Here is a 24,222-nt window from a genome sequence, read left to right on the forward strand (position 1 = left end):
CGTGAAAATACTGCACAGGTATCTTTTAAATCATTTCATAGGGCCTTTTATTTTCTGCCTTCTGAGTTTTATATTCGTCTATATCGCCATAGACCTTTTTAATAACCTCAATGAAATGGTGGAGAGTCGCCTTGATATCATCACGGTATTTTATTATTACCTGAACCTTATCCCTTTCATATTTGTCCAGACAGCGCCCATTGCCGTTTTAGTCGCGATAATGTATTCTCTTGGAATATTCAACAGAAATAACGAGATACTCGCCATGCGTTCCAGCGGCATAAGCCTCCTTGATATACTTACCCCGCTCATTATGATGGGGCTTTTGATAAGCGTAGCGGCATTTCTGGTAAATGACAGGGTCGTTCCGACATCCAGCATGACCTCCGCCAGGATAAAAGACGAAAAAATGGAGAAAGTAAAGAACACAAAGAAACTTAAGAAAAAAGTAGAGATAGAACTGGAGAATATAGCGTTTCACGGAAAGAAAAACAGGATAATATACGCAAGGCGCTATTTTGTATTTCAGAAAAAGATAGTAGGACTTATAATATTCAACCAGGATAAAGAACAAAGTGTAACATCAAAGATAACCGCGTCGGAAGCAAGCTGGCAGAACGACAAATGGTACGGAAGAACAGTGGTATCTTTCAATCTTGACAAAACGGGTAGAATCGTAGGCGATCCGGATTTTTACGAAGAGGCGTATATAGACATAGAGGAGGATCCCGCCGACTTCAGGCAGCGTCAGAATCAGACTGAGTTTATGAGTTCGGCGGAACTTAAGAAATGTATAGGGTACCTTTCTTTCGTGGGGGGCACAACCGTAAGAAACCTAAAAGTGGATTTACACCAAAAATTCGCGCTTCCTTTCGCGAACCTGATTGTAATACTTGTCGCCTCTCCCTTCGCCTTCAGGACAAACAGAAGAGGCGGCGTAATAATGGGGATATGCATAAGCATAGCTATGGTGCTCGGTTATTATGTGATAATGTCTGTGAGCCTTGCTTTCGGAAAAGCCGGATTTATTCCGCCTTTTCTCTCCGCATGGTGCCCCAATATAATCTTTGCCGCAGCAGGCCTTATTCTCATACTCAGAGACAAATAATTATTACTTGCTCAGCGCATCTACTGCCATCGCCGCGGTACCCTTGCCCCTGAAAGCTAGTATGTATTCCCTTGCCCTAAGGTACGCTTCGTCTTCGGTCGCCTTCTTATACTTATCCGGTATATTATCTATTTTTTCTTTAAAGGGCTTTGTCGCCATCTTTATATCTTTGTTGTTTTCCTCGCACCATTTTTCCATTTCGAGAAAGAGGTCTTTGGGTAGATTGTGATGTGCGACGTTCTGCCATTCGGTCCCTACGTTTCCTTTTCTTATGCCATAATCGGCAAACTGGCCCACTGTCTCTAAGGGCGTGCCCGTGATACCGTGCTGCGCTATGCAAACGCCGTATTTTTTCATGGCATCAAATATCTCTCCCGTACGTTTAAGGTCTATGTGAACCTCTTCTCCGGGGGCATAATTTCCGTGTTTTGAACCGTTGTTTATCGCAAGAAGATCCGGAATAACGCCGTTATCTTTTAAACCGCCGATAAACTCAAGCGATTCTTCTACGGTAGAAAGGGCTCCTCCTTCTTTGACGAGTTTTATCTCCCCTATTTCAGCTTCGAGGCCGAGGCCCGCTCCCTGTATGAGCTTTCCCAGTTTTGCCGTTATATTGATATTGTCCGAGATTTCGTTATGGGAAGCGTCTATGGCAACCGATGTGTAACCGGCTTCTATAGCCGCTTTTATTATCTCCTCCGCTATTTGAAACTCCTCCATCGAAGTATCCCTTACCGCGGTGTGATCCGCATGGATAAAAAAAGGCTTTTTGTGACCGAGTTGATTTGCATAGTCCACTATCGTATCGAAAAATGTATAAGGAGTAAAACCCGTATAGCCGCCTTTAAGATTGCCTTCCGAGCGCGCCAGCTCAAAGCCGACTATAGCGTCGAGCTCGTCCGCGGCGCGCATGATGCCGGGGACGGCGTGCTTTATCCTTATGTTGCAGGCCATAAGTATCACCTTCTTATCCCTAAGTACATCAAATATGCTATGGCTGCTTAAAAGTAAGAGTTTATTATCGCCCAATTTTTTTGCCGTGTTTTTCGGCCTTGCTTCCAGTACTTTTTTAATATCCACTTTACCGCCCTCCGCATTTTAGGGTCAGACCCTGATTATGTTAACTAGCGTAGTTTACATAACGAGGGTCTGACCCCATAATTATTACATCGACAATGCACGCGTCAATCTATAGAGCTCCCTATCAAGTCCAAGTTTTCGCGGAGACCTCTTGCAGGCCTCCTCCAGATTTGTAAGGACTATTTCGTCGTTAACAGCCCCTGCCATTTTATCACTTTCGCCTTTTTGAATCGCTTTTACCGCCGCCTCTCCCAGCCGCAAACCTAGAATCCTGTCCGCTGCCGTAGGAGAGCCGCCCCTTTGCACATGCCCAAGCGTGATATGCCTTACCTCAAGCCCTGTATTTTCATTAATAAGATCCGCTACATCTTTTGCGGATCCAACGCCTTCAGAGACTACCAATATCCAGCTTATCTTACCTTTTTTGTGGCCTTCGCGTATATCGTCGCACATGTCTTCTATATTATATTCACTATGAGGGACTAATACGTCTTCCGCCCCTCCCGCAAGCCCTACTCTTATTGCGATAAACGCGTCGTCCCTTCCCATGACTTCCACGACAAAGATGCGCTCCATACTGTCAACGGTATCTCTGATCTTATCTATAGAGTTCAATGCCGTATTTACTGCGGTGTCGGCGCCTATCGTATAATCGGTCCCGGAGAGATCGTTATCTATTGTCCCGGGCACGCCTATAACCGGAATACCGCACTCTTTATAAAGCTTATGAGCGCCTTGAAACGAACCGTTGCCGCCTATTACTATCAAGCCCTCGATGCCGCGTTTTTTAAGCTGATCTGCCGCTTTCCTGCGGCCCTCGGGAGTCATAAACTCTTCACTTCTGGATGTCTTCAACATGGTTCCGCCCAGAGTTATGATATTACTGACGCTGCGGTGATTCATTTCCACAAAATCTCCACTTATGAGGCCTTCGTAACCTCTCATTACTCCGTAAACGCCCATCTTATTGTTCACGGCCGTTCTCACTACAGCGCGTATTGCAGCATTCATTCCCGGCGCATCTCCCCCGCTTGTCAGCACCGCAATCTTTTTTATCAAGTCCCCATCTCCCAACTTTCAAGATACTTTTTCTGCTCCGGCGTCAGAATGTCGATCCTTACATTCATGCTTTTAAGCTTAAGCCGGGCAACTTCTTTATCTATATCTTCCGGGACTACGTAGACCTTTTTCCCCAGTTTTTCGTAATTCTTCCTTACATATTCTGCGCAAAGAGACTGATCGGCAAAACTCATGTCCATTACGCTCGCCGGGTGGCCTTCCGCCGCGGCCAGGTTTATAAGCCGGCCTTCGCCCAGAAGATTTATTCGCCTGCCGTCCCTAAGGGTATATTCATTCACAAATTCGCGTACCTGTCTTTTTTTCTTGGATAGTTTTTTTAGGGCCGGGATATCCAGCTCCACATTAAAATGGCCCGAATTACATACAATAGCGCCATCTTTCATCACTTTGAAATGTTCCCCTCTTATCACATTTATATCTCCGGTCAGGGTGATGAATATATCGCCTATTTTGGCGACTTCTTTCATCGGCAGGACTTCATAGCCGTCCATCACCGCTTCGAGGGCCTTCAAAGGATCCACTTCGCATATATAAACTACCGCTCCCATGCCCCGGGCGCGCATTGCCACGCCCCTTCCGCACCATCCGTAACCGCACACTACGATTTTTGAACCCGCAAATAATACATTCGTGGCTCTTATGATGCCGTCCACTGTGGATTGGCCTGTGCCGTATCTATTATCAAAAAGATGTTTTGTATCCGCATCGTTTACGGCTATCATGGGAAAAAGAAGCTTACCGCCGCGTTCCATGCTTCTTAATCTTATCACGCCGGTAGTCGTCTCTTCGCTGCCGCCCATCACCTTTCGGGCCAGATCTCTTCTTTTCATATGTATGCACGATACGAGGTCAGCCCCGTCATCCATTGTTATCTGGGGTTCTTTATCCAGAACGCTATTTATATGCTTGTAATACGTCTTTTCGCCCTCGCCTTTTATGGCAAAAGTAGAGATTCCGAAATCTTTGACAAGCGACGCCGCCACATCATCCTGAGTGCTCAAGGGGTTTGACGCGCAGAGTAAAACATCCGCCCCGCCGCCTTTAAGCGCAAGCATCAGATTGGCGGTTTCGGTGGTAACGTGGAGGCAGCAGGCTACCTTTGTCCCTTTAAGAGGCTTTTCCTTTTGGAAGCGTTTCGTTATTAATTTCAGAACGGGCATATATTCTGCCGCCCATTCTATGCGAAGCTTTCCTTTTTTTGCCAAATTTAAATTTTTAACGTCGTATTTCATGCGCACCTTTCCTATTTTATGTGTTTCGCCAGGCTTCTCGCAATGTCAGTGTTTTCCCAGGTAAAACCTTCCTCTTCTCTTCCAAAGTGGCCGTAGCTTGCCGTTCGTCTATACCTGTTATTTGCCGACTCATGCAGCTTTAATTCTGCAATTATGCCGTGCGGGGTCAATTCAAAATTGTCTTTTATTATCTTTATGAGCTTATCTTCCGAAACCCTCGCCGTCCCGAAAGTATCTACCATTATGGAAACCGGGTCTGCCACGCCTATAGCGTAGGCAAGTTGTATCAGGAAGTGGTCCGCAAGGCCCGCTTTTACGACATTTTTCGCTATATAACGGCACATATAAGCGGCTGAGCGGTCTACTTTGGTCGGATCCTTTCCGGAAAAGGCACCCCCGCCGTGGGAGATCATGCCGCCGTAAGTATCGACTATTATCTTTCTTCCGGTCATACCGGTATCGGATTGGGGGCCGCCTATCACAAATTTACCCGTCGCGTTCACAAAGAACTTTGTATTTTTATCCATATAATCTTTTAGAATCGGTTTCGCCACTTTGTCTATTACTTCTTGCCTTGCATCGCTCGACATCATGTCTTTTTTCTTATCCAGGACATCCTCGGTGTGCTGGCAGGCAAGGATAACATCCGTAACGCGCTGGGGTTTTCCGTGGGCGTATTCCACCGTGACCTGAGATTTGCCATCGGGCCCAAGATATTTCAAAATGCCTTTCTTCCTTACTTCTGCCAGGCGCTTTGTCAGTTTATGCGCAAGCATAATAGGAAGCGGCATCAACTCTTTCGTCTCGCGGCATGCGTAACCCATCATCATGCCTTGATCGCCCGCCCCGCCCTTGTCCACTCCTTTTGCTATATCAGGCGACTGGGTATGTATGGCGTTCAGTATCGCGCAGGTGTGATAATCAAAGCCATATTTTGGGTGCGTATAACCTATGTCTTTTAAAAGATTTCTGCACAGGTTATGCATATCTACGTAAGCGCTTGTGGTTATTTCACCACCTACGATTATAAGGCCCATAGTTACGTAGGTCTCGCAGGCAACCCTCCCCACCTCGTCCTGGCTTAGCACACTATCTAAAACAGCATCCGAAATCTGATCGCAAACTTTATCAGGGTGCCCCTCCGTCACACTTTCCGATGTGAACAAAAACTTGCTCTTTGACTGTATCATTATATCTGCCTCCCTTTATAACTGTCCTTTATGCTCTCATAGGTATGCTTATCTCCTATGTCATACCATTCCTCGTTAAAAGTAAATCCATACACATTCTCTTTTTTGACCAGCCAGCTTATGTAATTACCGGGCGCATCGCTATGTTTTGACTGCTCCAGGTATTTAGATACCATGGATAATTTATTTTTGGGAAAATAATAGACGCATATTGCTACGAGCGTAGATTCGGGCTTTGCGGGTTTTTCTGTAAAGTGCAATATTTTATTATCATTGTCTATCGTAACTATCCCGAATTTCTTCGCTTCCTCAAGTGAGTTTATGTCGTGAAGAGCAACACTGCAGTTTGGCGAATATTTTCTGGAAAAATTTACGAAATCCAAAAGATTAAAAGCAAAAAGATTATCTCCTGCCACTATCACAAGGTCATCATCTATTTTTGTTTCTTTAATGACAAGTTCTATATCGCCTATCGCCCCCAGCCTCTCTTCGTTGGTAAGGGTTTTGTCGTTTACAATGGTTATCTTCTTTTTACAGCCGTAATCGGACGCCCATGTCTTAAAATTCTTATAGAACCTGTGGTTCGTCACCACATAAATCTCGTCAAGTTCCGCCATCTTCTCTAATTGTTCCACCGTATAATTTATTATCGGCTTATCTTTTATGGGTAAGAGCGGCTTCGGCATGCCGATAGTCAAAGGATAGAGTCTTGTCGCATAACCCGCAGCTAGTATAAGCGCTTTCATAATATTCCTTTTTTAATATTTGTCGTTATAGATTACCAGGTCCGGCAAGAGCTCCTTAAGTCTCTGTCTCGCGAAGTCTTCCACTTCCCTGCCGGTATTAAGCGTAAGCGCCTTTATCGCTATCTTTTTGGCGTCTGAAAATTTTACGCTCCTTATGATCTTTTTTATCTCAGGTAGAAGTATGGGCGAAGTACTAAATTCGTCTAGCCCGAGGCCCACCAATATTATTGTCAGTGCCGGATCGCCGGCCATCTCCCCGCACATGCCGACCCATATGTTCTCTTTGTGGCCGTTATTTATAACATTTTTAATAAGGCGGAGTACTGCCGGATGCGCCGGCTCGTAGAGATACGCTATCTTTTCATTTACCCTGTCTACGGCGAGGGCATATTGTATAAGGTCGTTCGTCCCTATGGAGAAAAATTTCACTTCTTTGGCCAAAATATCGCTTGTAAGCGCGGCGGAAGGTATCTCTATCATGGCGCCTACCTCGATATTTTTATTGAAGGGTGTCTTTTCTTTACGCAATTCATTCTTGGATTCATCAAGAAGAGCATTGGCACCTCTCAATTCCTCAATACCCGATATCATAGGATACATTATCTTAAGATTGCCGCTTACCGATGCTCTAAGTATGGCCCGCAGCTGAACCTTGAATATATCGGGCCTCGCAAGGCAAAATCTTATCGCCCTCCAACCCATAAAAGGATTCATCTCTCGGGGTATTTCAAGCTGCGACAGAAATTTGTCTCCGCCTAAATCCATGGTCCTTATTATAACGGGCTTGGGTGAAAGCTTTTTCGCTACTTCTCTGTACGCCTTATACTGTTCGTCTTCGGATGGAAGGTCGGGCCTGTTCATGTAGAAATATTCGCTTCTGTAAAGCCCTATTCCGTTGGCACCGTGTTTTATTACTGATTGCATCTCCTCCGGCAGTTCTATATTGGCCGAAAGCTCTATCCTGCGGCCGTCAAGCGTCTCGCATGGCAGGTTTTTTAAAGATGACAGTTCTTTTTCCAGCTGTCCATACTTCTTCTTTTCGGCATTATATCTATCCAGCGTCTTTTTCTGCGGATTCACTATTATAAGACCGCGGTGGCCGTCCACAATAACGACATCGCCGTTCTGCACTATTTTGGTTATCTTTTCAAGGCCTACTACGGCGGGTATTTCCAGGGACTTTGCCATGATGGCTGTGTGTGAAGTACGGCCGCCGATATCTGTTACAAAACCTATGACGTTCTTTTTATGCATAACGGCGGTATCTGAAGGCGAAAGATCATACGCCACTATCACAACCTCTTCTTTTAGGTCCGCCAACGATATCTGTTTGGCGCCCAGAAGGTTCCTCAATATCCTTTTACCGACATCACTGATATCGCTTATGCGCTCTTTAAGATATTCGTCGTCCATCTTGGAAAAAGTATTTATATATTTTCTGAGGACATCGAGAAAGACATATTCTACACCGACCTTCTCCTTTTTCATCTTTGCTATTACTTCTTCTATAAGCATAGTATCTTCCAGGACCAAAAGATGCGCGCTGAATATTTCTCCGTGTTCGGCGCCCATGTCTTTAGATATCTTTTCTTTTATCTTGAGTATTTCGCCTCTGGTCTTTACAAGCGCGTCCTGAAGCCTGTTTATCTCATCCGGAAGATCGTCGTCTTTTATCCTCCTGCGTGAAACAGTAATATCCTCGCTGTCTACAAGATAGGCCTTGCCTACGATTATTCCAGGTGCTGCCGGTATGCCTTTTAGAATGGTCTCAGACATCTTTATCGCCTGTTTCCTCTGCTGATATCAGTTTGCCTTTTGATGAAACGTCCTTTTTTGTCTTTGGCATAATATCCCTGAAGAGAGTATCGTCGAGTTCGCCCGATAAAAACCTCTCCAGCTCATTGACAGCGGCCTCTGCGTCCAACCCTTCCGCTTTTATTAGTATTTTGCTTCCTCTGCCGGCCGCGAGCATAAGAATACCCATTATAGATTTACCGTTAACCTGCTGATTGCCGCGTTTGACTGATATTTCACAATCAAATTTATTAGCCATCTGCACAAATATTGCGGCGGGCCTTGCGTGTAAGCCCATTTTATTTTTTATTACTATCTTTCTTTCTACAACCATTTTTCTCCCGCACCCCTTCGCGTCCCCTCCCCCACAAGATTCATTATGAGGCGGGAAAGCTTGTCTGCATTGTGCCGCACATAATCTGTAGCGCTTATTATGTTGGCCCCTACGACTTGATAGCCCATCTTCTGTATCGTTTCTCTATCGGGCTCTACTATGCCGGCCCCTTCTTCCTTATATTTTTTTAGAAGGGCCTCGGGTACATTGCCCGTATTTATAATACAAGTGTTCACTATCCCCGGCGTAGAATGATTTATAAGGGCCTTCAGGTGATCGCTGGCTTTATAACCATCAGTCTCGCCCGGCTGCGTCATGACGTTGCATATATATACTTTCAGGACTTTACTCCTTGATACTTCCTGATATATGCCGCTTATAAGCAGATTTGGGATGATGCTGGTATACAAACTCCCCGGGCCCAATATTATAACGTCTGCTTCTTTCACCGCAATAAGGGCTTCTTCCGTCGCCTCGCAGTTATCGGGCTCTAAAAATACCCGCTTTATAGGATTTTTCGTTTCGGATATCTTGCTTTCTCCGGCCGTCAATTCGCCGTTTTTGTGTTCTGCCACAAGTTTTATTTTGGATAAAGTTGAAGGTATTACCTTGCCCCTTATGGCCAAGACCTTGCTTGACTGCTTTATCGCCTCTTCGAAGTCGCCCGTCACCTTTGACATGGCTGTTATAAAAAGATTCCCGAAACTGTGGCCTTTAAGATAATCGCCTTCCTCAAAGCGAAATTGGAAGAGCTTCCTCATCAATGGTTCCGCGTCCGCAAGCGCGACTAGGCAGCTTCGTATATCACCGGGAGGCAGCATATTGAATTCCTGCCTCAATCTCCCGGAAGAACCGCCGTCATCGGCTACCGTAACTATGGCTGTAATATTACTTGAGTAACTCTTTAAGCCGTGCAGAAGGACCGAGAGCCCCGTCCCTCCGCCTATGGTCACTATGTTAGAGCCGCGCTCTAGATACCTTTTTTGATATACAATATCTACCAATTCCTCTTCGCGCTGGGGCAAAAATACCGTCACTACGGATTTTACGATATTTTTTATGGCTACTATAAGGCCTATTATCCCGAAAAGGATAACAACGCTTACAGCCGCCTTATTATTAGCGTCTCTATTTATAACCATTATGACCGTTCCCATAGATATTAAGACCACGCTCAATACCACAAGAGCGGCCCATCTTTTTACACCCATACCGGGTATAAGCCACTTTAGTATTTTCATATGCGGATATTATTGTTTCTTAAGGTCTTCGTCGGTGATGACCTTGATGATATCTTTTTCTGTTTCTGCCTGTCGCAGCATGTCCCTCACGTATTTATCCTTTAAAAGACGCGATATCCTGGCCAGCGCTTTAAGATGCGGACCGGCGGACTCTTCGGGGGCCAATAACAGGAAAAACATATAAGCAGGTTCTCCGTCCAAAGATTCAAAATCTATGCCTTTTTTGGATAAACCGAAGGTTGCTACAAGAGATTTAACGTTTGCTGTCTTGCCGTGCGGTATTCCTATGCCCTGGCCTATGCCCGTAGATCCCAGCGCCTCTCTGGCCATCAGGATCTTTACTATCTCGTCTTTTCTGCCTGCTACGCCGTCGGCTTTGACCAGGAGATCTACAAGCTCTTTTATCACGCCTTCCTTGTCAGTTGCTTTGAGGTTGGCGCTGATAGCCTTTTTGTTGAGAAAATCCATTATCTTCATTTTGACCTATACTCCTTCCTTTCATAAGCTACGTTCCAAGTTTGAAACTGCGCTAAATAGACTGAACACCTTTCCTCCCCATTACGTAGGTGTTTTTATAATTTTGGTTCTTCTTCGCCGTAAGCAAACTTAATACATGGTACGGCTTCGAAGGAACCCATTCCTACGAAGCTCTAACGTGAAAACATTCGAGCGAAGTAGAATGGAGCGAGGGACGGGGGTCGAACCCGCGACATCTTGCTTGGCAAGCAAGCATTCTACCACTGAATTACCCTCGCATATAATCCGATATGTTTTTTATCCAGGTTTCCATTCTAAGGCAATAATCTTTGCCATTTAAATATAGACAGCAAATTCCGTGGGATAATTTGTTTTTAGTCAATACGGCTCTACTTGGAAGTATTTGAGTTTTTATAAACTGATCTAAAGGTACTCTTAGTCGGGCAGACCAAAACGATTTAGTGCTTAACTCATCAATATCTTGGTAAATATATAAAGCCATTCTGAGATTTAATTCGATATCCCCAAAATATTTGCGCAAAAAATTACAATATACTTCCAGTAACTCGGGATTGGAATTTGTAAGCGCTAATTGATACTTTCGATTGGTACTGCTTTTAGAAATACGGGTTCCTTCTGCCCAATATAACATTACTCCTGCAACAAATAGCGGGTCATCTTTATATTTTTCAAATAATAGCTCCGCTTGATTTCTAACCTCGGTATCGCGGTCAGCTCTATGCCTTGCGCGCGCTTCATTCATAACAGCAATCTTATCTATCATCATCTTTCCTATCAGTACTTGTTACCCGCTGGGCACCCTCACCTCTTCTTTTGAAAGAGGAACATTAGTGGTACCCGCACAAGGATTCGAACCTTGGACCTTGACATTAAGAGTGTCCTGCTCTACCAACTGAGCTATGCGGGCATTAATTCTATCTTCTGCATTATCAAAGACTTGTGAACTCGGTAATTCTTCTGCCTCTTCAGCCATGGGCTCTGGTGTCCAAATAGTGTCCATTTGCTTGCTTAAAACATCAACTGCCCGCTTCTTATGGTCTGGCGATAGGTGGCTATACCTTAACGTCATTTCAAGGCTCTTATGCCCTAATAATTCCCTAACAGTGTTTAAATCTATACCAGCCATCACAAGCTGTGATGCGAATGTGTGCCTTAAATCATGAAAGTGAAAGCCGATTATACCAGAATTCTTCATAGCGGTCAAGAAAGATTTCTTTATATCACCATAAGGTTTACCGTCTTTATTGCAGAATACATATGGGGAATCGCCATGTATGGTAATTTCAGTTAATGCTCTCTTCGCCACACTATTAACCGGCACTTCCCTCTTTTCGCCGTTCTTAGTGTCTAATAAATGAATTGTATCATGCCTAAGGTCAATATTAACCCATTTAAGTCCTAAAATCTCACCTTTTCGCATCCCTGTATTAAGAGCTAATATTACTATTGGCTTAAGATGTGGGGAACAATTATTCACCAATTTCGGTATTTCCTCCTTTTCCAAGAAACGGAGCCTTACAAAACGGTGTCAAGATATCAGCTTTGCTTTTCATTATACCGAGACTATTTTTCTAAAGAGCATATATAGGATATCGGAAACCGCGGGGAAAAGCTCTTCTTGAGGGGTAAACATAAATCCATATCAGACTATTGCTCAACTCGTTCTGACGTAAGGAAAGTACTTCCGCGACACAAAAAGACGTATCTACCAGAGGGTACTAAACAGAGGGCTTCGGTTAGTTTTTCTTCGCTGTAAGGTTGAAAGATGTTGATAGTTTTTTGTATGAGTTCTTTGGAGCGTATTAGGCTATCGACCTCCTGCGCCAAGAGGCCATAACTCTTTCTTAAGAATTGGTACAACTTCCAGGGCAGGTCAGTGTATCTGGATAAGCTAAAAAATTTTTCTTTGCTTCATCAGTCATATACGATACGTCCCCGCCGTGCCGTGAAAACGATAAATCTGTGAACCTGTTTATTACAGGCAGGTGCCCTTCCGGATACTTTACGCTTTCCCAATTCTGCACAGCAGGGACATGCGCGCCGCATCCGGAGTCAGGCTCCCTTTATTAATTTGTCAGTTTAGATTTTTCGTTGACTCTCACGCACAAAGCAAGGAACTCAACGCAAGTATACCATATTAAAACTCTATTTCAATATGAGGCTCATCTTTACTGCAGAGTCGCTTCTATGGCAAGCTGCTCTGCCCCTGCTTCGCTCATATTCTGGCTTTGTTTCGGCGGATTTCTCTTAAACCAGCGTACAGATCCATCCGGCAAAACAACATTCAACCCCCCCGGATGGTTGCATCCTTTTACGAAGCCCGAACCAGATGCATTTTCACTGTAATCCATAATAAAAATTTTGTTGCTGATCTTTGCCAAGATGGGCGGTGGTATTGTTAAAAATGCGTTGCCATAACGGTAGTCCGCGCGAGTGAGTACGCCGGATACTCCAAAATTTGACATTGACCATGGTGAGAATTTATAACTTGGGTTGGCGGAAGGGCAATAAAAAATTGCCAGGTCATCCACATACGAAGGATAAAGAACCCCCATGCCGTTATTTGCGCTTCCGTCCCATATGATGTCGTAACTCCAAAAATTCGGAAGCACTGCCGGGATCAGGCCGTTATGGTCATCGGCATACATATAATTCGCCATGCCGAGTTGGCGAAGATTATTTGCGCATTGCGCCCTTCGCGCACCCTCTCTTGCCGCGCCCATTACGGGCGACAAAAAAGCTATCAACAGCCCTATAATAACTATGACGACGAGAAGTTCAATTAGGGTAAACGCTCTTTTATCCATTTATGTCTCTTATATTAACAGTCGATAATTCTCTACTCCTAATGTATTATACCTCATTTCGCTATAGATATAAAGACATAAAATATCCTTATATATACGTTCAAAACGGCATTTCTCTTTCAAAAAATTTTCATTTTTTTCGAAATTGAGGGCTTCCAGCTTCTTCACGTCTTCCTTCATAAACTCCGTCGGCACGTGGGCGTATTTCATAGTGTCGCCTATGTCGGAGTGGCCGAGAAGCTCTTTGACCTTGTAAATGTCAACACCATGCTTAACAATGCTTAACAAGAAAAGTGACGCGGCTATGCTTTAGCTAACAACAGAAAAGGCTCCGAAAGTGTCAACTATACTTACGGATGTGTCTCCTTGTGGCTTAGCAGTACTTCCTTTACACGTGAACACACAAAGTAACATAGAACTATGTCTGGAGGCCCCTAACCCAAGGGAGAGTCTCTGGTAACACAAGAAAGACTGTAACACATGAACGTCTGTAACGTTTGTAACACTAAAATCAAGTAGACTGGATGGTGTATGGTTTCTCCTCTCGGCTCAAATGCTTGCCTTCTTAATCAATAAAAAGACATTCATCTTGCTCTCTTTCTAAGAGTTTAAAGTAAGTAGACATAAAAAATCCCCGTTGACCTTTTAATCAACAGGTATACAGTCTTCTTGTGACCAAAACGTGCCTAAACGCAGCCCGAGACGGGCTGTGATAGCGGAGGGTGATACAAATAACTTAGAACGATACCCCGTCGGAAATTGCACGTTTAAAGCAGCGCTACGAGTAGCCCGGGTCGAATTAAGAGTGTCCTGCTCTACCAACTGAGCTATGCGGGCGCTATAGTGTAAATATATAAGAAATTAGCGTATTATTATATCACAGGAGTCGATAATGGCAAGCGAAAAATGGCCCTTCGCCGCGCTCGCTCTACTCGCTTGCTCAGGGCCATAGTGAGCAAGGCCGCCTGTGGCGGCCGCGTCGAACCATGGTGCGGGCGGAGGGACTTGAACCCCCAAGGATTTCTCCACATGGTCCTAAGCCATGCGCGTGTGCCAATTTCGCCACGCCCGCATTAATGATGGCCCCTCCGTACCTGCAATGCTCCTATTCGTCGCATTGCTTTACGGCACTGCCCCTGGCGGGACTCCCTTCGGTCGCGGGATCAATCCCGCCTTTGGCGCGCCCGGCAGGAGTTGCCGCCTCCGCCGTCGCGGAGCTCCGGCTCCGGTCGGGCACTCGGCCGCTTACGGCCGGTCTTCGACTTACGGCCTTTTCCTCCCGTTGGTCGGCGCGGCCTCACTTCAACTCCACGTTGCGCGCTTACTTACAAATAGATGGCGCGCCCGGCAGGAGTTGAACCTGCGACCTACTGGTTCGAAGCCAGTCGCTCTATCCAGTTGAGCTACGGGCGCTCTTCTACGAATCTCTTCTACGAAAAGCCCAGTCCCTCCGAAGCCACACGCGAAAGCAATGTGGCGAAGGAGGACGGGCGCTAAATAATATATTTCGATTTCTTGACAAGCGGATATTTCTTTATCTCGGCCGCTATTTGCGAAGATAGTCCGGGTTTTCGCAATTTGTAATACATGTAATTTTTATAGCTTTCCACGCCCGGCTGATCAAACGCATTTATATTAAGAAGCTCTCCTTCGAACGCTGTCGCCATCTGAAAAAAGAATATCAGCTCGCCCCAATAATAAGGCGTAATGGCCGGCATTATAATCGTGCAATTAGGCCGCGCTTCTTTGACAAGCGCCCATTCAGTAGCTTCTTCCGCTGTCGTTATTAACTGCGAATACCTTTTCCCTGAAAGAAAATCTCCTGTTTCTGAAATCTTTATATCTTTTCTGAATCTCTCCACCCTGATAAACGTTATAACTTTGTCATTCTCGCCTTCTATATTATTTTGTTGTATGGAATGGAGGTCCGATGTACCGCGCGACGGTACAGGCGTGCGGCCAACGTGCACTATGGAGCCTCTGTCGCTCTCCCATTTCTCTTTGCCGCCTTCTATCTTTATCTTTCTTGCATATTTTTTGCCGGTGCTCTCCGCCAAAAGTTGCACATACCAATCGGCGGTAGACTTAAGCCCCTCCGAAAATGGCATAAGTACGGTTATGGGTTTTCCTTTCTTTTGATAAAGAATTGTATGCAGTACAGCGTACATATAAGCCGGATTTTCGAATACGGATGAATAACTGCACCTCTTTGCCATTTGGGCCGCGCCGCCTAAAACCTCTTTTAAATTAATTCCCAAAATAGCCAAATGTAAAAGGCCCATATTCAGTTCGGAAAATCTCCCGCCCACACCCTTTAAAAGCGGCAGGCTCCTGAAACTTAAAGGATCACGGGTACTCTCCGCATTTACTTTTTTACGCAAAGTTCCGGAACCCGGATCGGTAATAGCTATAATCTGGCGGCCATAATGCCTGCCGCAGCTTTTTTTGAGCCAATGCTCGACAATGTCGAAAGCTGCCTTTGTTTCGGTTGTCTCGCCGGATTTTGAAATAACGATAATTGCCGTTTCACGCGGATTCAGATTTTCAAGAAGTGTCCCGAGAGTATCGGGATCAAGATTATTGCCTTCGAAATAGATCCTCGGCCTGCCAAATCTTACCGAAGGAAATTCATTATAATAAGCGCCTGCCAGGGCATCCTGCGCTGCTTTCAGCCCAAGGTATGAACCGCCTATTCCCAGAGAAATTACGTTATCGTATTTCGCGGCTATCTCTTTGCCGAGTTTCTGAATAAAAGCCAGCGCTGCCTTGTCCTGAAACGGTAAATTGGCCCATTCAAGATTTAAACTGACTCTTTTACGGCTATCGGAAAGAATATTCTTGAGGTGCCGGTCTGCCTTATCTACGGCATTTCCCATTGCATGGATATCGGCCTCACTTACGCCGTCCTTTTTCCCGACGGCAGAACTGAACATATTATTGAAATCGAATTTGATGCCTCTCATCATAGAGTTACCTCCGGTAAAATCTCACTAGATGGTCCTTCGACGCGCTTGGTTCGACTTTGCTCACCACAAGTCGCTTGCTCAGGACCACCCTGAGCACGGTCGCCTCCAGCGACCACGTCGAAGGGTGGTCGGGGTGAGAGGATTCGAACCTCCGACTTCTTGCTCCCAAAGCAAGCGCTCTAAACCGAGCTGAGCTACACCCCGTAAAATTTGGCGTGCCTGGCAGGATTCGAACCTGCGACCCTCGGCTTAGAAGGCAGATGCTCTATCCAACTGAGCTACAGGCACATTTATATACGGTGATATTACCATAAGAACCAGGGCGAGACAAGGCTATTCCCCATGGTGCTCAATATGCAGATGCGGATGTATATGTACCCCGTCTTTATGCTTATGGGAATGAATATGGACAAGATTATTTTCTTTCAAAAAAATGCTATCCGATAGTATATCATGCGGCGTTCCGGAGCGGATAATATTTTTTGCCTCACTCAAAACATGCACGATATCGGAAACCTCCTCCACTATATGCAGGTCGTGCGTGGCGGTAACGATGGTCTTGCCTTTTTCGTGCTCTTTCAGAATCAGGTCGATAATATTTCTTGTCGTCTGCGGGTCGAGGCCTGCGGTCGGTTCATCCAACAAAAATATTTCAGGTTCAATAGCTATAATAGAAGCAACGGCAACTTTTTTCTTTTCGCCTATGCTCAGCTGATAAGGCGGCCTATCAAGCAATTCTCCAAGGTGAAAATCGTGCGCGATTTTATCGAGGCGCTTTTTGACCTCGGACTCACGCACCCCCAACTGAAGAGGCCCGAAGACAATATCTTCCCGCACCGTGGGGCAAAAAAGCTGCACATCCGGATTTTGAAATACAAATCCTACCCGCCGGCGGAAAGACGCCGTAAATTCGCTGTCCCGGAAAAGGCCTTCGTTAAGCTCCGCGCCAAACGCCTTAATGTCCCCTTTGTCCGGGAAAACCAGCGCATCGAGCATCGCGAGTAAGGTAGATTTACCGGTGCCGTTTGCGCCTATTACGGAAACCTTGCTTCCTTTTTCTATATCAAGGTTCACGCCGCATAAAGCGGGAATCTTCCCGAGATATGAAAAATGAGCATCTTTTAATTCAAATACTTTTTCCATTTTCGTCCAAAACGCGTACATCGGCGTTATATCCGCGCGAAAGCATCGCGCTGTATACGTCATTCTGCAATTTATATGAGCGCTGCCATAAGTTTGCCATATTCCAACCCACGACACCGCGGCTTTTACGGGAAGACGAAATAAACCCTACCCTGCTTTTTATCGCAGTATGGGTATTGTAAAATATATCCAAAAGAAGATAAATATACCTGTAACACATACCGAGTGTCATTACAAATATTTGCGGTATACCGAAACTCCTTAGCGCTTTTAATAATACAAAATGCCTTGTCGTCAATGCCAAAAGCACTGTCCAGGATACTGATGTTAAAACGCGCATAAAAAATATAGCGGCGGCGCCCGCGCCCTGCCTTGTGATAACAAATGCGGCGTTGAATATTTTAAAAGTAACTAACGGCTCTCCGGGTGAGAATGCGGAAAAAAGCGCCGGCACTGCGATAATAAGCGCAAACATCGGTATAAAAATCCACGTCCGTTTTAGAAAAAATCCGAGGCTTATTGAAGAGGCCTTGGCGACTATAAGGCAGAGAATATATAATCCTAATAAGAAAAGTACGCTTTTTGTAAATAATACGGCGAGTAAAATGAGCGCTATTGTCAATATCTTGGCGCGCGTCGCCCGCGAGCGTAAAAAACCATTTCTCGAGGCATATTCCTCCGCAAATATGGAATTTTTTAAAAATAAAACTGCCTCCGCCAGTGAGCGCTCTATGAAATCGCCGCTTTTTTTTCGCACCTTTATTTTTCCTTTTTTACTAAGAGTCTCCCTATGAACATTATCGCAAAAACCGCAACCGATATACCTACGGTTGCCGATATTATATACGCAACACTCAAATAGCAAAAACCTTTTTCCTCCCATCCCCTAAACGTATAATCGGGGATCGGCGCATTCCAAAGGCCCGCCAATTTTGCCAATCCTTCGGGCATATAACCGACAATTTCCCTGATTTCCTCTAAACCCCATTCGCCCCATGCCGCTCCGGCCTTAAAATGCTCCGGTAAAAACAATCCCAGAGGAGAAAGAATAATTAAAATACCTATCCCTATCCATAATTTGGTAGTCAGCTTCATCCGCGCTCCTAACTAATCGGGATTTCCTTATGTTTTTGCAGATACTTAACCGCCAAACCCGTAACGAGCGCTTCTATCCAACCGAAAATAAGAAGATGTTCCGACATCATAGCGATAAGCGCAACATTAAGTCCGTATGGGCAATATAGGGCTTGGCCGCCCGCTGTGTGGTGTAATAACGGCTGAAGCCCGAATTCTACCGCGGTAAATAAGGCCGCAATATTTAAAGAAACATATCCCGCGATCGCCGCGGCGATGATTCTGATATTAGATTCTGGCGCGGACTTTCCGCTTATAAGTTTATAAATAAAATAGGCGGTGAAAGGCATAATAAATGCCATGTTAAAACAATTGGCGCCTATAGCTGTAATGCCGCCGTCGCCGAATAAAAGCGCTTGTATGACCAATGCTACTGTAACGGCAATGCACGCCGCCCACGGCCCTAAAATTATGGCTGCAAGCGCCGCGCCAACAGCATGCCCTGTAGTTCCGCCAGGTATGGGCACGTTAAACATCATGATTATAAAACTGAACGCGGCCCCTATAGCAAGTAGCGGCACCTGTGCAGCTTTAAGCGTCTTTTTTACGATATTGGATGCGGCTATCCACACAGGAATCATTACTACATAAAGAACCCCGCTTGTAGCGGGGCCTAAATAACCATCCGGTATATGCATATCATCTATCACTCCTCTTTACAGGAATCTCAATCGACTTCAAGAGTTGTGCGGTCGAGGTCTATGAGGCGTTCTACCATCGGATTATCCATGGGATCGCCGCTAAATTCTATTTCCACCCTATCCGACACCTGGACATCATCCAATGAAATCGTCTGCGCGCCGCCCTTCAGTATCGCGTTTTCAGGCACGTAAAGCTCCATATTTAATAGCGCGTTGGCTTCGGCGTTACGGTAGCTGATAACAACTGTCGATGAAACCGGATTGACCTCTATCACGGTGCCGGATACCATCTGTGTCTCTTCCGCGCCGGCCATTGAGGCCGCCAATAAAATACATGCCGCCATAACAAAACATTGAATTTTCTTTTGCATCGTTCTCTCCTCTCTTAAATGGTTTTCCCGGTAAGTATAGAAAGGGCCCTGAAGTATTTTTTGCCCGTCTTTTTTATTATATCTTCGGGTAGTTCCGGAGCGGGCGGAGTCTTGTCCCAGTCAAGCGTCTCCAGGTAATCGCGCACGAATTGTTTATCAAAACTCGGCTGCGGCCCGCCAGGCTTGTATTCATCCTTCGGCCAGAAACGCGAGGAATCCGGCGTAAGGATTTCATCGATAAGGATGGTTTTTCCGTCATGTGTGCCAAATTCAAATTTTGTATCCGCGATGATTATGCCTTTTGACTCTGCGTATTGGCTTGCCTTCGTATAAATAGCAATGCTCATCCTTCTCAGCTCTTCGGTAATGCCTCTCCCCAGCGACTTTTCTACATACGCTTCGGACACGTTTATATCATGCCCCTCTTCTTCCTTGGTTGATGGAGTAAAGATCGGCTCCGGCAGTTTATCGGATTCCCGAAGCCCTTTTGGCAGTTTGATTCCGCAGATAGATTGGGTCTTTTTGTACTCTTTCCATCCGGAACCGGAAAGATATCCGCGTACGACACATTCTACGGGCATGGACTTTGCTTTTTTTACCAGCATGGAGCGGCCTTTCAAAATATCCTTATATTTTTGTAAAGGCTCGGGGAAATCTTCTACATTTGCCGAGATAAAATGGTTGGGGATGATATCCTTGGTGAACTCAAACCAAAATAAAGAAAGCCGGGTAAGTATTTCGCCCTTATGCGGTATGCACGTCGGCAGGATAACATCAAAACAGGATATCCTGTCGCTTGAGACAACCAGAAGCTTATCCTTTAAATCATAGACATCGCGGACTTTGCCTCTTTTGAAGAGCTCTATATCCTTAAATTCTGTTATGCGTAATGTTTCGCTTATCATATGTGGATATCTATTATAACTCAATCACGGCTGGAAACAAGGAAAATTTTGCCTTGACGCTTAGCGCTTTAAGAGGTATACTAGTGATACGGGGATTCTCCCGGGTTAAAAGCAGGCAGGGAACGTATATTGGCAAAAGATAACTATTCATATAAAAAGTACGCCAGAGAACTGGCGAAGAAAAAGAAGAAAGAAGCAAAAGAGCAGCGCAGGTTGGACAAAAAGAATGTACAACCTGATAACGAAGTAAAAAACCCTCCGATAGGCCCAGAGACTGAGCTTACCGGAGAATAGAAAGAGGAGTGACATGGGATATCAAGGTGGCGGTGGATTCGGCAGCGGTCCGAGAGAGATGCACAAGGCAATCTGCGCAGATTGTAAGAAAGAGTGTGAAGTACCTTTCAAGCCCAGGGAAGATCGTCCGGTATACTGCAAAGAATGTTTCTCGAAGCACAAAGATAGCAGCCGTTAAATATCTGCTTTACTAAAAACGAGAGCGTGTCACTATTTGACACGCTCTCGTTTTTTTTTCGACTAGGAACAAATCTGGGGTCCCAGTGGAGTGTCACCCAAGGGAACCTCTCGGTTTATATAGGTATCTATTATAGTCCGATTACGGACGGAAACAAGCAAATTTTGCTATTTAGAGAGGTTTATTCCTCGGGAAAATGCCCGTCCTCTGTAGCTCAAGAGCGAAAGAGGGCCTGCCCTCCGAAGCTTTAGCGTAGGAGGGTCCTATTTGTCCGGTATTTTTTGGCTTTAATTTACGTAACTCTTTGATATATCAGGAGATAGGAATGTCCGCCTCTCTTTGTCCGGACATTCATATTTTACTACCCCGACCACTGACCAAACCCCGGTTCCTCTCTCTTAAAAACTGGTACAACTTCTAGGGGCAGGTCACCTCCTCCTCAGTAAGGCCCGTAGCCCTTGTCTGAAGGTATGAAAAAACCTCTACTATTGACTGCTGATACCATTCTAATCTTTTCATTTTTCTACCTACCGCCTTACTAAATTGAACTAAAAGCTTATAAAACTAATTTCCCCGCGCGCTATCATGATGCCGCCGACTTCTGGCGATGCAGGACCAAGCGTACAGATTATCTTAGTTTTAACCATAGAATCCCTTCATAGCACCTGGCTTACTCATAAATAAGCATTTAACACATATTCCTGAACCATTCTCTGAGTATTAAAAAATGAGGCGTTCAACGCTATCGCATGGCGCATAACTTCAAGCCATTTATCTTTGTCTTTGTAAAACATCGGGATGATTATATTTTCTAATTTCTGATATAAATCACGGGCATCTTGAGCGCTGTCCGTATTCTGCTTTTGTGATGAGCCGATTGCCCAGCCGGTGACATTCTCAATACATCCCTCTATCCACCAGCCGTCCAAAATACTTAAATTCGGCACACCGTTAAGGCAAGCTTTCATTCCGCTTGTACCGGATGCCTCTTGCGGCGGAAGCGGGGTATTTAGCCAGAGGTCAACACCAGCAGTAATCAATTTCCCTTGTGTCATATTGTAATTTTCAAGATAGGCAATTTTGATTTTTGGATTGAGCTCTTTCATTTTTGAAAATATCTTCTTTATCAGTTCCTTGCCGCCCCCATCCTTAGGATGAGCCTTTCCCGCATAAATGATTTGCATCCTGCCTGCCTTGTCATTAATCTCAACTAACCGGTTTATATCGCTTAATAAAAGGTCTGCTCTTTTATAGGCTGTGGCGCGCCGGGCAAAACCTATAGTAAAGGTATCGCAGTCCATATCAATACCTGTGCGGGCATTTACATAATCAATAAGCTCTTTTTTTGCCTCAAGGTGCGCCTGAAATATTTCCTCTTTAGAGATACTCAAGGCGTAACGCAAGGAAAAATAGTCTGATTGCCAGCCGGGAATATATTTATCGTAAAGCTTTTTGAATACAGGAGACACCCAAGTCAGCAAATGAATACCGTTGGTAATAGAATCTATGGAATAACCAGGAAACATCTCCCGCGTCACTTCGCCGTGTTTTTTAGCTACCCCGTTGACGTATTTACTCAGATTTAAAGCAATTAAAGTCATATTCATTTCGTTACCCCGGATAAATATATCGGGCATTTTAAAAGGTAAATCGCTGCGCAGAGCCCTTTTTACAAAGTCAAGGGGAAACCGGTCATGTCCGGCGGCTACAGGCGTATGAGTGGTGAATATACATTTATTTCTTACGGATTCAAGGTCATATTTTTTATAAATATCCGTCTCAATGTCTTTTTTTGTCCTCTCCAGTAATTCCATTGCCAAAAGACTGGCATGGCCTTCATTCATATGGTATTTCTCGATATTTTTATAGCCGATAGCTTCGATTGCCCTCAACCCCCCTATACCAAGGATTATTTCCTGACAAAGGCGATACCACTGGTCGCCTCCGTAAAGAAAACTGGTTAAGGTACGGTCATATTCAGCGTTTTCAGCAAGGTTTGTGTCCAGAAAATAAACAGGCACAGTTGCTCCGGTAACCCCCTTTACAATATATTCCCAAATCCGAAGCGTGATTTCTCTTGCCTCAATATTTACAGCTGCTTTTACCGGCAAAGGGGTTAAAAACTCCTCTTTTGACCAGTCTACAGGAAACTCTGTCTGGCTACCTTGTGCATCCAGCTTTTGCGCAAAGTAGCCTTTTTCATTAAGTAAAGTTACGGCAATAAGCGGCACGCCTAAATCCGCGCAGGATTTTAGAGTATCTCCTGCCAGAACTCCCAATCCACCGCTATAAGTAGGCATCCTGGGGTCAAATCCCGCTTCCATTGTAAAATATGCGATCTTTCTTTTCTCTAGCTCTTGTTTATTCATCTTCTTCTACCTCAAATCAACATCAGTAGACATTACAATTGCTCAAAATAGTTATAAACATGCAATGCAATCTTAGCGATAAATTCCTTTGATGGAGCGCTTGTAGAATTCGCGTGTTTCGTTAATACCACAATAATAAAATCGCCTTTATGGGTAAATACTAATCCTACATCATGGCAGATACCGCGTTCTAGACCAGTCTTGTGAGCAAGCAGAGTTTCAACTGGTAGATATTTTGATAGACGATCATTAATCCGTTGCAACTTCAGAAGCTTTATACATTTTTCAGAAATATCCTTATTTACCAGGACTCGTCTATATATATTCTCCAGTATCAGAGCCATATCTTCTGCTGTCGTATAATTCTCAAGCCCGGCATCCCTTGATTTATAATCGGCTATCTTTCGCGAAAGCTCGGTGTTTTTCAACCCAAATGCCTCAAATGAATTATTCAAATAATCAATACCAACCATATTGGTAAGTATATTGGTTGCGGTGTTATCGCTGTCATAAATCATAAGGCCGATGAGCCTCTCCACGCTGAAAGTGGTGCCTGCAGGCATATCCTTCAATACCCCTGAGCCGGTAAGTTTATCCGTAGATTTAAGCGCGACATTACGGTCAAGCTTAATTCTCCCTTGGTCAGCCGCCAAAAAACATGCCGCCATAAGAGGGATTTTGGCCAAGCTTGCCGAAGGAAACAGTTTATCCTTCTCGCAAGAAAGTCCCCACCCGGTTTCTAAATCCTTAATCACTATTCCGGTCTCGCCCTTAAAGTGGTCTATTTCACTCTTAATGCGTTGCTGGAGATCCTGCCATGCGGCTTTCCTTGCCTCATAGAGAAGCCGCTGTTGTTGAGTCTTTTGGAATCTAGCGTAATACTGCCGGCCAAAATATGCTCCGACGCTCAATACAACAATAATTAAAATAAATAGAAATATGTTCTTTGCTTTCATTTTTCCTTAAGGGATATAAAATCCTCGCCCTCATTCCAGGCTATCAAATATTCGTTTTTTGAGGCGCATTCATTCTCAAAAACTCTCTCGTCAATTGACCTGCCCCTAGAAGTTGTACCAGTTCTTAAGAGAGAGCTATGGCCTCTGGCGCAGGA

The 24,222-nt window shown here is 44.8% G+C and carries 24 protein-coding genes, 6 tRNA genes, 1 other RNA gene and 1 pseudogene; 3 read left to right on the forward strand and 29 right to left on the reverse strand.

Annotated features, from left to right (window positions below; translation table 11 throughout):
* Position 1: 1 nt before the first annotated feature.
* A complete protein-coding gene (locus tag KKI13_06340; protein ID MBU4488664.1) occupies positions 2–1,108 on the forward strand; it encodes an LptF/LptG family permease in 1,107 nt (368 codons plus the stop codon).
* Positions 1,109–1,111: 3 nt separating this feature from the next.
* Here the strand turns inward: KKI13_06340 and KKI13_06345 are convergent, their stop codons facing one another.
* The 27 genes and pseudogenes from KKI13_06345 to KKI13_06475 form a co-directional block, all read right to left on the reverse strand.
* Positions 1,112–2,182: a class II fructose-bisphosphate aldolase gene (locus KKI13_06345; protein ID MBU4488665.1), complete on the reverse strand. Its 1,071-nt coding sequence runs from the start codon at positions 2,180–2,182 to the stop codon at positions 1,112–1,114.
* A gap of 90 nt (positions 2,183–2,272) precedes the next feature.
* The gene (pfkA, locus tag KKI13_06350) at positions 2,273–3,244 is read right to left on the reverse strand and encodes a 6-phosphofructokinase (GenBank protein ID MBU4488666.1); all 972 of its coding nucleotides are present in this window, start codon (positions 3,242–3,244) and stop codon (positions 2,273–2,275) included.
* Complete coding sequence (gene ahcY / locus KKI13_06355) at positions 3,244–4,500, reverse strand: adenosylhomocysteinase (GenBank protein ID MBU4488667.1); 1,257 nt, start codon at positions 4,498–4,500, stop codon at positions 3,244–3,246. The genes pfkA and ahcY overlap by 1 nt, the downstream gene beginning before the upstream one ends.
* An 11-nt stretch (positions 4,501–4,511) precedes the next feature.
* Positions 4,512–5,690: a methionine adenosyltransferase gene (gene metK / locus KKI13_06360; GenBank protein MBU4488668.1), complete on the reverse strand. Its 1,179-nt coding sequence runs from the start codon at positions 5,688–5,690 to the stop codon at positions 4,512–4,514.
* The gene (locus KKI13_06365) at positions 5,690–6,436 is read right to left on the reverse strand and encodes a nucleotidyltransferase family protein (protein ID MBU4488669.1); all 747 of its coding nucleotides are present in this window, start codon (positions 6,434–6,436) and stop codon (positions 5,690–5,692) included. Before KKI13_06365 ends, metK begins: the two co-directional genes overlap by 1 nt.
* 12 nt (positions 6,437–6,448) lie before the next feature.
* Positions 6,449–8,200, reverse strand: a complete 1,752-nt coding sequence (gene ptsP / locus KKI13_06370) for a phosphoenolpyruvate--protein phosphotransferase (GenBank protein MBU4488670.1) — start codon at positions 8,198–8,200, stop codon at positions 6,449–6,451.
* Between the two features lie 4 nt (positions 8,201–8,204).
* On the reverse strand, positions 8,205–8,564 hold the full coding sequence (locus tag KKI13_06375) for an HPr family phosphocarrier protein (protein MBU4488671.1): 360 nt from the start codon (positions 8,562–8,564) through the stop codon (positions 8,205–8,207).
* Entirely contained in the window at positions 8,555–9,805 is a 1,251-nt protein-coding gene (locus tag KKI13_06380) for a YvcK family protein (GenBank protein MBU4488672.1), read from the reverse strand. The genes KKI13_06375 and KKI13_06380 overlap by 10 nt, the downstream gene beginning before the upstream one ends.
* Positions 9,806–9,814: 9 nt before the next feature.
* Complete coding sequence (locus tag KKI13_06385; GenBank protein ID MBU4488673.1) at positions 9,815–10,282, reverse strand: PTS sugar transporter subunit IIA; 468 nt, start codon at positions 10,280–10,282, stop codon at positions 9,815–9,817.
* 203 nt (positions 10,283–10,485) lie between these two features.
* Positions 10,486–10,560, reverse strand: a tRNA-Gly gene (locus KKI13_06390).
* Positions 10,551–11,069: a hypothetical protein gene (locus KKI13_06395; protein ID MBU4488674.1), complete on the reverse strand. Its 519-nt coding sequence runs from the start codon at positions 11,067–11,069 to the stop codon at positions 10,551–10,553. Before KKI13_06395 ends, KKI13_06390 begins: the two co-directional genes overlap by 10 nt.
* 65 nt (positions 11,070–11,134) lie before the next feature.
* Positions 11,135–11,210, reverse strand: a tRNA-Lys gene (locus tag KKI13_06400).
* 135 nt (positions 11,211–11,345) lie between these two features.
* A pseudogene (locus KKI13_06405) lies at positions 11,346–11,807 on the reverse strand (site-specific integrase).
* A 424-nt stretch (positions 11,808–12,231) separates the two neighbouring features.
* A non-coding RNA gene (ssrS, locus tag KKI13_06410) (6S RNA) lies at positions 12,232–12,422 on the reverse strand.
* Positions 12,423–12,471: 49 nt separating this feature from the next.
* Positions 12,472–13,110 carry a type II secretion system GspH family protein gene (locus KKI13_06415; protein ID MBU4488675.1) on the reverse strand — a complete coding sequence of 213 codons (639 nt, stop codon included), beginning with the start codon at positions 13,108–13,110 and terminating at the stop codon, positions 12,472–12,474.
* 9 nt (positions 13,111–13,119) lie between these two features.
* Positions 13,120–13,398: a hypothetical protein gene (locus tag KKI13_06420; protein ID MBU4488676.1), complete on the reverse strand. Its 279-nt coding sequence runs from the start codon at positions 13,396–13,398 to the stop codon at positions 13,120–13,122.
* A gap of 699 nt (positions 13,399–14,097) precedes the next feature.
* Positions 14,098–14,182: transfer RNA gene (locus tag KKI13_06425), tRNA-Leu, on the reverse strand.
* A 264-nt stretch (positions 14,183–14,446) separates the two neighbouring features.
* A tRNA-Arg gene (locus KKI13_06430) sits at positions 14,447–14,523 on the reverse strand.
* An 80-nt stretch (positions 14,524–14,603) separates the two neighbouring features.
* On the reverse strand, positions 14,604–16,076 hold the full coding sequence (locus KKI13_06435; protein MBU4488677.1) for a glucose-6-phosphate isomerase: 1,473 nt from the start codon (positions 16,074–16,076) through the stop codon (positions 14,604–14,606).
* 125 nt (positions 16,077–16,201) lie between these two features.
* Positions 16,202–16,280, reverse strand: a tRNA-Pro gene (locus KKI13_06440).
* Between the two features lie 7 nt (positions 16,281–16,287).
* Positions 16,288–16,364 (reverse strand) — tRNA-Arg (locus KKI13_06445).
* A gap of 45 nt (positions 16,365–16,409) precedes the next feature.
* A complete protein-coding gene (locus KKI13_06450; GenBank protein MBU4488678.1) occupies positions 16,410–17,219 on the reverse strand; it encodes an energy-coupling factor ABC transporter ATP-binding protein in 810 nt (269 codons plus the stop codon).
* Positions 17,203–17,976: a cobalt ECF transporter T component CbiQ gene (cbiQ, locus tag KKI13_06455; GenBank protein ID MBU4488679.1), complete on the reverse strand. Its 774-nt coding sequence runs from the start codon at positions 17,974–17,976 to the stop codon at positions 17,203–17,205. Before cbiQ ends, KKI13_06450 begins: the two co-directional genes overlap by 17 nt.
* A gap of 2 nt (positions 17,977–17,978) precedes the next feature.
* On the reverse strand, positions 17,979–18,314 hold the full coding sequence (locus KKI13_06460; protein ID MBU4488680.1) for a cobalamin biosynthesis protein: 336 nt from the start codon (positions 18,312–18,314) through the stop codon (positions 17,979–17,981).
* 8 nt (positions 18,315–18,322) lie between these two features.
* Positions 18,323–18,991, reverse strand: coding sequence for a cobalt transporter CbiM (cbiM, locus tag KKI13_06465; protein ID MBU4488681.1), 669 nt, complete (start codon positions 18,989–18,991; stop codon positions 18,323–18,325).
* Positions 18,992–19,020: 29 nt separating this feature from the next.
* Positions 19,021–19,365, reverse strand: a complete 345-nt coding sequence (locus KKI13_06470; GenBank protein ID MBU4488682.1) for a hypothetical protein — start codon at positions 19,363–19,365, stop codon at positions 19,021–19,023.
* Between the two features lie 14 nt (positions 19,366–19,379).
* On the reverse strand, positions 19,380–20,267 hold the full coding sequence (locus KKI13_06475; protein MBU4488683.1) for a phosphoribosylaminoimidazolesuccinocarboxamide synthase: 888 nt from the start codon (positions 20,265–20,267) through the stop codon (positions 19,380–19,382).
* A gap of 132 nt (positions 20,268–20,399) precedes the next feature.
* Between KKI13_06475 and KKI13_06480 the strand changes: the two genes are divergently transcribed.
* Positions 20,400–20,564 (forward strand): hypothetical protein, encoded by a 165-nt coding sequence (locus KKI13_06480; GenBank protein ID MBU4488684.1) that lies wholly within the window; start codon positions 20,400–20,402, stop codon positions 20,562–20,564.
* Between the two features lie 13 nt (positions 20,565–20,577).
* Positions 20,578–20,742 carry a DNA-directed RNA polymerase gene (locus KKI13_06485; protein MBU4488685.1) on the forward strand — a complete coding sequence of 55 codons (165 nt, stop codon included), beginning with the start codon at positions 20,578–20,580 and terminating at the stop codon, positions 20,740–20,742.
* A 674-nt stretch (positions 20,743–21,416) separates the two neighbouring features.
* Here the strand turns inward: KKI13_06485 and glgP are convergent.
* A complete protein-coding gene (gene glgP, locus KKI13_06490; protein MBU4488686.1) occupies positions 21,417–23,111 on the reverse strand; it encodes an alpha-glucan family phosphorylase in 1,695 nt (564 codons plus the stop codon).
* Between the two features lie 32 nt (positions 23,112–23,143).
* Positions 23,144–24,067, reverse strand: a complete 924-nt coding sequence (locus tag KKI13_06495; GenBank protein ID MBU4488687.1) for a class A beta-lactamase-related serine hydrolase — start codon at positions 24,065–24,067, stop codon at positions 23,144–23,146.
* Between the last annotated feature and the right edge of the window lie 155 nt (positions 24,068–24,222).

The organism is Candidatus Omnitrophota bacterium (assembly GCA_018894435.1).
Taxonomy (GTDB): Bacteria; Omnitrophota; Gorgyraeia; order JAHIPI01; family JAHIPI01; genus JAHIPI01.